The following is a 6125-nucleotide window of genomic DNA, read 5'->3' as shown; positions in this document are numbered from 1 at the left end:
CGGGCAGGTCGGGCGCCGGCACCTCGTCGGCGGGCACGCCGCCCGCGATGCGCGGCCAGCCGCCGGCCGGCCAGTCGACGATCTGCAGCGCGGTCTCGCGGCCGAGCACGCAGTTGCCCAGCGGGGAGTAGGGGCGGGCCACGAGGTGGGCCAGGTACCACTGGCCGGTCTGGGTGCGCACGAGGCTGCCGTGGCCGGCCTTCTGCAGGCGCAGGTCGGGCTTGCCGTGCGAGGTGAGCAGGGGCCCGGCCGGGTCGACCTCGTAGGGCCCGAACAGGCTGCGCGACCGGGCGACGGTCGCCTGGTGCTCCCAGCTGGTGCCGCCCTCTGCGGTGAGCAGGTAGTACCACCCGTCGTGCCGGTAGAGGTGGGGGCCCTCGGTGAGGCCGGCCTCCGTCCCGCTGAAGATGATTTTGGGATCGCCGATGAGCTTGCGTTTCTGGCGATCGTAGCGCTGGATCTCGATGCCGCCGAAGCGGTCGCGGCCGGGTCGCCAGTCGGCGCTCAGGGCCAGCAGCCAGCTCGTGCCGTCGGCGTCGTGGAACAGTGACGCGTCGAAGCCGTGCGCGTGCAGCGGGACCGGGTCGGACCACGGCCCGTCGATGCTCGGCGCGGTGATCAGATAGTTCTGCGGGTCCCAGTAGCCGCTGGAGAAGCTCGCCACATCGCTGTAGACGAGGTAGAACTCGCCGTCCACATAGGACAGATCGGGGGCCCACACGCCGTTGGAGTCGCCGCAGCCCCGCAGGTCGAGCAGGCGGCGCTCGTTGATGATGCCGCCGAGCGCGCGCCAGTGCACCAGGTCGCGCGAGTGGTGCACGCGCACCCCCGGATACCACTCGAAGGTCGACGTGGCCAGGTAGTAGTCGTCGCCCACGCGCAGAATTGATGGATCTGGATGAAATCCGCTGAGCACGGGATTTTGGATCGAGCGGGCGGCGATGGCCACTTCTGCGATATCGGTCGACATCTCGAGCTCCTCCGGCCGGGTAGTTCCGGGACTCTTCCGGCACTCTTCCGGAATCTGAATCGGAAGGGTAGTCCTCCGCGCCGCTCCGAAACAACCCTATACCGATCAGGGCAGCCCTTGACCGAAGTGATTCACGCGTCGTAACGTGCCCGCCATCAAGTAAAAACTTTCGGAACGCTTCCGAAAAATTTCGGAACGCGTCGGCGGCCTGACCGGTGGAGTGGACAAAGGCATAGGGGACCGACCATGGACCAGACGCCCAAGGTGACCATCGCCGCGATCGCCCGCCTGGCGGGCGTGTCGGTACCGACCGTGTCGCGGGTCGTCAACGGGCGCTCGGACGTGTCGGCCCAGACGCGCGAACGCGTCGAACGGCTGCTGGCCAAGCACGGGTACCGCCGGCGCCCGCCCAGCGGGCGGCCCAGCTCGGGACTGATCGACCTGGTCTTCAATGACCTGGACAGCCCGTGGGCCGTGGAGATCATCCGAGGCGTGGAGGACGTGGCCCACGCGGCCAGCGTCGGCACCGTCGTCTCGGCGATCCACCGGCGCTCGTCATCGGCCAAGCAGTGGTTCAACAACATGCGCTCGCGTGGCACCGGCGGCGTCATCTTCGTCACGTCCACTTTGGAGCCCCCGCTGCAGGAGGAGTTGCGCAGGCTCAACATCCCGGTGGTGATTGTGGACCCGGCCGGTGTCCCGCCGCAGGAGGCACCGACGATCGGGGCGACCAACTGGGTGGGCGCGCTGCGGGCCACCGAATATCTGATCGGGCTCGGGCACCTGCGCATCGGTTTCATTGCCGGCCCGCCGCAGCTGATGTGCAGCCGCGCCCGGCTCGACGGCTACCGCACGGCGATGGCCGCGGCCGGGCTGCGCATCCACGACAAGCTCATCTACATGGGCAACTTCTACCATGAGGCAGGGTTCGCGGGCGGCTCGGCCATGCTGGCCCGGCCCGAGCCGCCGACGGCCATCTTCGCCTCAAGCGACCAGATGGCGCTTGGCGTCTATGAGGCGGTACGCCAGCGCGGCCTGCGCGTGCCCGACGACATCAGCGTGGTCGGCTTCGACGACCTGCCCGAGGTGCGCTGGTGTTCGCCTCCACTCACGACGGTGCGCCAGCCGCTGGCCGAGATGGGTCTGCTGGCCGCGCGCACCGTGCTGCGCCTGGGGCGAGGGGAGCGGATCGAAAGCCCGCGCGTCGAACTCGCCACCGAGCTCGTGATCCGCGACAGTGCGGCCGCCCCGCCGGGACTCTAGGGCCGGCTCGAAAGGCCGTGCAGCAGGAGGCCCCGGAAGTCAGTCTGGCCGAAGACGCCCGTGTAACGGACATGTTCGCCAAGACCGGAGTCGACTTGGACCGCGAGACGGGCTGGACTCGGAATCAGGCGCGTGGCAGGCCGTGACGGCATCGTTCACGACGACCTCGCCCCCCGGTGCGCGTGACCCCGCCGGAGAATGCGGTGGACGGATTCACCGTCAGCGGGCTGCCCACTCAGCAGTGCACCTATCTGGGGGCCAACACCATCTGGGGCACCCAGGGCCCACCCAACGCCCAGGACTGGCCGGAAGTCGACGTCGGCGCCCCGTCCACATTCGACTCGGTGAAGCTGTTCTTCTTCAGCGACAAGCCTACAACACCCAATCGAATGGGTCGGGCAATACTTATCGGCCACCGGCTTCCTATGTGGTACAGGCACATGACGGCACCCGTTGGGTCGACTTGGCGACGCAGCTGCCGCAGCCCAGCCTCAACACGGTGACCTTCCCGGCCGTGACCGCGCAACGGGTGCGGATTCTCGTATTCACGCGCGCGGGTTCGATACAGGAATAAGGAAGTGCAAATCTTCGACGCCGTCGGTTGCGACACTACGATCACCGGCACCCGGATCGGGCGGCTCACCATCGAGTCCGGCGTCACCTGCCTCGCCGAGGAGGCACGCATTCTCGGCCCGGTCACGGTGCGGCCGGGAGCGGGACGGATCGCCACCGGAGCCGACATCATAGGCCCGGTGTCGGCGAATGGAGCGCTGACCGTGCAGCTGTTGGGCGGGCGCCTGCTCGGCCCGGTCACCATCGACGGCACGACCGGGCGTGCGGCGGTCTTGGACGCGTTGGTGGTCGGCCCGGTCCGGCTGACCGGCAACACGACCGGAATCACGCCGATCGAGGTCGTGTCCAACATGATTGCCGGCCCGCTGCAGTGCACGGGCAACAGTCCGTCCCCAGCGGACAACGGCCTCCCCAACTCGGTCGTGGGACCGGCCAGCGGGCAGTGCGCCGAGTTTTGAGAGACGGGCAAGACACGGCCAAGCGGGCCCCGGCCGTCGACGTGCTCGTGCTGCACATCCTCGACCACAGAGCAGGCATGTTGCCGCACGCCACGACCATCCAACGGGGCGGCCTCTTACCCCGGTCATATCGTCATTTGCCAATTGATTTGAGTAGACTTTCCACCAGCGCCGCGCTGAGGAGAGCATCAATATGCTGAACACCCCGAGAACACTGACGGTTCTGGCCTTGGTTTGCCTGTCGGTCACGATGCCTGCCAATCCAGCCCATGCCTCCACCACTGTGATGACGTGCGTCGGTGAGAACTACGTCGACTTCAGTCCAGGCCTCACCTACAGCGAGCAAACTGTCAACATCTCCGGCCAGGACACCGCAACGGCCTGTACCGGCCTCACCAACCCCGAACTCCATTCTTTCATCGGCCCCTTGCCGTGCTGGAAACCATGTTCAGCCCGGCGGTTCCATCTACGTGCCGGAGGTGCTTCGGCAATACCTCGGCGGCCGGGAGCGGCTCGAAAATTGGGTGACGCGGGCGGGCCCGCGATGCCGCAGATGCCGTGCCCGGGGTGATCTTCGAACGTAGGCTGGAGGCGTGAGCTTCGACAAACACGCCTACGACGAGGCGCTCGGGCGGGCCGTAGCGCATGCGCGGCAGTGGCTGGGCACGCTGCCCGATCGGCCGGTGCCGCCGCGGGCGAGCGCCGACGAGCTCTTGCCGGGCCTCGGCGGCGAGCTGCCGGCCGGGCCCACCGATCCGGCCGAGGTGGTGGACCTGCTGGCCGAGCTGGTGGAGCCGGGCTTGATGGCCATGCCGTCGGGCCGGTTCTTCGGCTGGGTCATCGGCGGCACGCTGCCCGCCGCGATGGCCGCCGACTGGCTGGTGAGCGCGTGGGATCAGAACTCGGCGATGCGCTTCCCGACCCCGGCGACGGCGGCGGTCGAGGAGGCGGCCGGCGCATGGCTGCTGGATCTGCTGGGCCTACCGTCCACTTGCGACGTCGGGTTCGTGACCGGTGCGACGATGGCCAACTTCACCGGGCTGGCCGCCGGGCGGCATCATGTGCTGGCGCGGGCGGGCTGGGACGTGTCGGCGAACGGGTTGGCGGGCGGCCCACGGGTGCGGGTCGTGGTGGGGCGGGAGCGCCACGACACGCTCGATCTGGCGCTGCGCTACCTGGGCCTGGGTGCCCCGATCGACGTGGATGTCGACGAGCAGGGCCGCATCCGGCCGGGCGCGCTGGCGGCCGCGTTGGGCGAGGGGCCAACGATCGTGTGCCTGCAAGCGGGCAATGTCCACTCTGGAGCGTTCGATCCGTTCGCCGAGTGCGTCGCGTTGGCGCACGAGCACGGCGCGTGGGTGCACGTCGACGGCGCGTTCGGGTTGTGGGCGGCCGTGTCGCCGAAGCTGCGCCATTTGACGGACGGTTGCGCGGGCGCCGACTCGTGGGCCACCGACGCGCACAAGACATTGAACGTGCCCTATGACAGCGGCATCGCGATCGTCGCGCGCCGCGAGTCGATGCGGGCCGCGATGGGCGTGCACGCGAGCTATCTGATCAACCCGGCCGACGCGACCGGTCCGGCCGACCCGTTCGAGAAGGTGCCGGAGCTCTCGCGCCGGGCGCGAGGCGTGCCGGTGTGGGCCGCGCTGCGCTCGCTGGGCCGCGACGGGGTCGCGCGATTGGTGGAGGGTCTGGTCGCGCACGCTCGCGCCCTTGCCGAGGGCATTTCCGCCATCGAGGGCGCGCGGGTGCTCAATGACGTGGACTTCACCCAGGTCTGCGTGGCGTTCGAGGACGACGACCGCACGCGGGCCGTCACGGCGGCGCTGCTCGCCGACGGTACCGCATGGATGTCCGGGTCTAAATGGCGCGACCGCGATGTGCTGCGGGTGTCGGTGAGCAACTGGTCCACCGACGCCGCCGATGTGGTCGCGTCGGTGGAAGCCGTGCGCCGGGCCGCACTCGCGACGCCGCGCTGAATCTGCCGGCAAACTCGCGCAATGGCTTTTGCCAGGATGGCGTTTTTCCCGCGCGGCACGGCGGCACACCATGAGGCGGCAACCGCCAACGTGCCAAATGCCCGCGTCCGTCCGATCTCGACCGGCCCAACCTTGCGGTGCGAGTACGGGGTCGGGGATGATGACGCGCGCAGTGACATCATCGCCAGGGTTCGACAGGGGTTCGTTTAGGGGGTCGTTGGGGTGTCCGACAGCCGGTTAAGAGGCCGTGTCAAAGGGCTGTTCGGTGGGACGGCCGCCGACGCCGAACTGCCCGCCGAGGAGCACACCCACACCCTCGCCGACCCGGAGGCCGAGCGGCAGGCACTGCAGGTGCTCGTGCTCGCCCGGCGCACGGCCGACGAACACATCGCCAGCGCGCAGCGGGAGGGCGACCGGATCCGCGCCGAGGCGCGCGCCCAGGCCCAGGAGATCGTGGGCGACGCGCAGGACATAGCCGAGGGCGTGCGGCGCGAGGCCGAAAAGGTGCTGGCCGACGCCAGGGCCGGCGCCGAAGAGACCACACGCGACGCCAAGGCCGGAGCCGACCTCGTGCGGCGGGAGGCCGAGAAGACCCTGACCGACGCGCGGGCCAAGGCCGAGCAGATCGTCAAGGCGGCCCAGGCCAACGCCGACGAGCTGGAGCACGACGCCCGCCAGCAATACGAGGACATCGTCGGCACGCTCGAAACCCGGCGCGACGCCCTGCGCGAGCAGATCGAGTCGCTTGAGCAGTTCGACCAGGACTACCGCTCGCGGCTCGCCTCGTTCATGCAAAAGCAGCTCAAGCAGCTCGGCGTCGAGGTCAAGCCGCCCAAGCCCGCGGCGGCCCTCGCCAACGCCGACGACTTGCCATAGCTG

At 69.2% G+C, this 6125-nt stretch carries 5 protein-coding genes; 4 read left to right on the top strand and 1 reads right to left on the bottom strand.

Going from position 1 to position 6125, the window contains the following annotated elements; genetic code table 11:
- Positions 1 to 970: glycoside hydrolase family 43 protein (locus DM816_RS20805; RefSeq protein ID WP_162907664.1), on the bottom strand; the 970-nt coding region annotated here is incomplete at its 3' end.
- Between the two features lie 246 nt (positions 971 to 1216).
- Between DM816_RS20805 and DM816_RS20800 the strand changes: the two genes are divergently transcribed.
- From DM816_RS20800 to DM816_RS20780, 4 genes are all read left to right on the top strand, one after another.
- Positions 1217 to 2233 carry a LacI family DNA-binding transcriptional regulator gene (locus DM816_RS20800; RefSeq protein WP_117212001.1) on the top strand — a complete coding sequence of 339 codons (1017 nt, stop codon included), beginning with the start codon at positions 1217 to 1219 and terminating at the stop codon, positions 2231 to 2233.
- Between the two features lie 578 nt (positions 2234 to 2811).
- Positions 2812 to 3264: a hypothetical protein gene (locus DM816_RS20795; RefSeq protein ID WP_117212000.1), complete on the top strand. Its 453-nt coding sequence runs from the start codon at positions 2812 to 2814 to the stop codon at positions 3262 to 3264.
- A 593-nt stretch (positions 3265 to 3857) separates the two neighbouring features.
- Complete coding sequence (locus DM816_RS20785; protein WP_117211998.1) at positions 3858 to 5246, top strand: pyridoxal phosphate-dependent decarboxylase family protein; 1389 nt, start codon at positions 3858 to 3860, stop codon at positions 5244 to 5246.
- Positions 5247 to 5468: 222 nt separating this feature from the next.
- Positions 5469 to 6122, top strand: a complete 654-nt coding sequence (locus DM816_RS20780; protein WP_117211997.1) for a DivIVA domain-containing protein — start codon at positions 5469 to 5471, stop codon at positions 6120 to 6122.
- Positions 6123 to 6125 lie beyond the last annotated feature (3 nt).

This window comes from Allorhizocola rhizosphaerae (genome assembly GCF_003426775.1).
Lineage (GTDB): Bacteria > Actinomycetota > Actinomycetes > Mycobacteriales > Micromonosporaceae > Allorhizocola > Allorhizocola rhizosphaerae.
This window is presented reverse-complemented; position numbering and strand designations above follow the sequence as displayed.

Bases quoted from the DNA above. Each gene is read 5' to 3' on its own strand.
- DM816_RS20800 (WP_117212001.1), top strand. From the start codon at position 1,217: ATGGACCAGACGCCCAAGGTGACCATCGCCGCGATCGCCCGCCTGGCG.